This window comes from Candidatus Symbiopectobacterium sp., assembly GCF_020054415.1.
Taxonomy (GTDB): domain Bacteria; phylum Pseudomonadota; class Gammaproteobacteria; order Enterobacterales; family Enterobacteriaceae; genus Symbiopectobacterium.
On sequence record NZ_JAHWCO010000524.1, the window covers coordinates 1 to 2498 of the forward strand.

Consider the following 2498-nt stretch of genomic DNA (forward strand, 5'->3'; position numbering starts at 1 on the left):
GCCACCCGCAACAGACCATTCCAGCCACAGCTCTCTGGCCTGGTTTTCAAATTCGGTCCCGATAAACCACGCGAGACGACAGCCCATTGACGCCCAGGCGTTATGTCTGCCACATTTGGGTTGTGCATCGGCCAGCACGGAAGGATGCCACATTGCCGAACGCAGGTCGTCAACGGTCTGTTGGGTAACGTTATTCAGATCGACGAGACGCGATAAGTCATCGCCAGAGTGGTCGGATACGGGGCGGATCGGTAAATCACCCGCCCTTGCCAGCAGGATATCGACGGTAACAGGCGCGCCGCTGAAACGTTCGAATATCGCGTTCTCGTCGGGTCCGTAGAGCATATGGTCAGGGTTATAGACGGAACGGTCCCAGCGGACAGGGTAGTCATCCAGCAGATTGATACAGTCCATCAGCCAGTTTTCTGCAGCTGGGCCGAGACGTTTATATTCTTCTGGCGTAACAGGACGGTCCAGCTCCATGCAGATACGCCAGCGCTGTTCGCCGTTAACCGTCGGGTGCAGATGGCTGGGCGTTGAGTAAGTGAAGCATGAGAAGCAGGCCAGTGCATCGCGCAACGCCCGCCATGCTTCTTCATCGCAGCCGTCCATATCAAGGAACAGCACATCGCGATCACCAGCATTGAGCGCATAACGACCAACAGCAACATCCTTCATCGAATGCCAGATATAGGGCAGGCGTGCTTTTTTGGCGTACATCTGCGCCCGGGTGTCTTCTCGCGTGATGCCGATGGCCCGGCGGAGATCTTCCAGGGTGTCACTAAAACGCGAGAAGTTTTCACATACAGCAGGCTTTGGTTTGGCGTCTCTGGCGTGCAGCCCTGTTGAATACCGTATAGGCATGGGTTATTTGGCCTTGGGGGTGGAGAAGGCTGAGGGGGATTGGTGAAGGGGATTATGTGCACCAGAAGCAAATACATCCTCAAAAGTGCAGTACGTCCCCCTACTATTAAACTCAGCTAAAATTCTTTTTGCATTATCTACATTAAGTCTGCGTATACCTTTTTCATAGTGCGCAATAGCGCCTTGAGACAGTCCTAAAGCCTTGGCAAGCTCTAATTGGGACATTCCTGATTGTTTTCTAAGGCTTTTTATGTTGTTCATCGTAAACATCCTGTGATTCGAGAGATCAGAACACCACAAAAATACATTACGTAATTTTAAATCGCAAACGGATATTACATATTGTCCCTTCATTTAAAATTACTGAGTGTAATACTAATAACATGAAGCGAACGTGGAATGTCTTGGCTAAAGCCAAAATGAAAGAAAAGGGTCTTTCTCAGGAAAGATTGGGAGAGATGCTGGGAAAAACTCAGGGAGCAATCGCTCACTGGCTTAATGGAAGAAGAGAGCCCTGTATCGAAGATATAGCTAAAATCATGGAGATACTTAGCATACGCGAACTTACTTTGCATTCAGATGCAACCGTACAGGAAACTAAGCGGGATGAAATAGAATTCGTAGGTATGCTAAAGGAAGGGTCAGTCCCGGTGCTCGGTGAGGCCGTTATGGGAGTTGACGGTGAGTTTGACATGCAAGAAAATCTCGCCGGCTATCTGCAAATATTTAGTCCGGACCCAAGAGCTTTTTCCGTTAGGGTAAAGGGCGATAGTATGTTTCCTCGAATAACATCAGGGGAGTTCGTTGTCGTCGAGCCCGACTCTGCTGTATGCGCTGGAGATGATGTATTTGTTCGTACAACCGCCGGTAGAAATATGATCAAAAGACTAGGTTATCACAGAGAGGGTTCCTACCAATTGCTCAGTGTAAACCAACAGCACCCACCACTAACTATTGATGAAAAAGACATTGATATCATTTACTTTGTAGCCGCTATTGTAAAATCATCTAGATACGTAGAAACGATACCTGACTAGACACATTGAATAAAATAGCATCGGTATACCAGCCCACATGTGTGGGCTTTTTTTTGCCCCCTTCAAGATAAATTACATTTCGTATTGACAAGATAAACTGATATTTGTACTCTTTTTTAAAACAAAATGTATTACAGCTCTTTAACAATCTGGACAGGGCAGTCACCCCCCGCAATTCAGTGGCCCGCTGAATGTCTTGGCTAACCCGTTGAAACCGGAATGCGAGACAGGAACGTGATGAGGGACATGCTTTTTGCTGCATGTCCCCCAAGCAAATGTGAATTTATCAAGCGTCGGCCCTGGTCGCGGGCGCTTTATTAAGTTCGCTGAGGAGGACCACGATGCAACAACAGGAAAAAGTTAAAACCGCCCCGATGGCCACTGCGCCAGTCAATAACACCGTTCGCCGCCTGCGCTGGTTACGTAAGCGCGATGAACTGGAACAAAACCCCAATACCCACTTCCCGATCATTCTTTATACCTGAGGTACCCCATGAGCCTTGAATTAGTCATTAAAGAAAATACCGAGGTAATGCGCCAGCTAATCGCAGCAATGCAGAGCGGTAACGTCTTTACTCCCCCTGCTCCACCACAACC

At 48.3% G+C, this 2498-nt stretch carries 3 protein-coding genes and 1 pseudogene; 2 read left to right on the forward strand and 2 right to left on the reverse strand.

The annotated features are described in order from the left end of the window. Both QZ506_RS15210 and QZ506_RS15215 read right to left on the reverse strand, forming a co-directional pair. Positions 1 to 864 (reverse strand): annotated as a pseudogene (locus QZ506_RS15210) (ATPase); the annotation flags it as partial. Positions 865 to 867: 3 nt separating this feature from the next. After that, positions 868 to 1125: a helix-turn-helix transcriptional regulator gene (locus QZ506_RS15215; protein WP_291972172.1), complete on the reverse strand. Its 258-nt coding sequence runs from the start codon at positions 1123 to 1125 to the stop codon at positions 868 to 870. 143 nt (positions 1126 to 1268) lie between these two features. Between QZ506_RS15215 and QZ506_RS15220 the strand changes: the two genes are divergently transcribed. Further along, positions 1269 to 1901 carry a S24 family peptidase gene (locus QZ506_RS15220; protein WP_291972174.1) on the forward strand — a complete coding sequence of 211 codons (633 nt, stop codon included), beginning with the start codon at positions 1269 to 1271 and terminating at the stop codon, positions 1899 to 1901. 341 nt (positions 1902 to 2242) lie between these two features. Then, complete coding sequence (locus tag QZ506_RS15225) at positions 2243 to 2386, forward strand: hypothetical protein (protein WP_291972176.1); 144 nt, start codon at positions 2243 to 2245, stop codon at positions 2384 to 2386. The last annotated feature ends 112 nt before the right edge of the window (positions 2387 to 2498 follow it).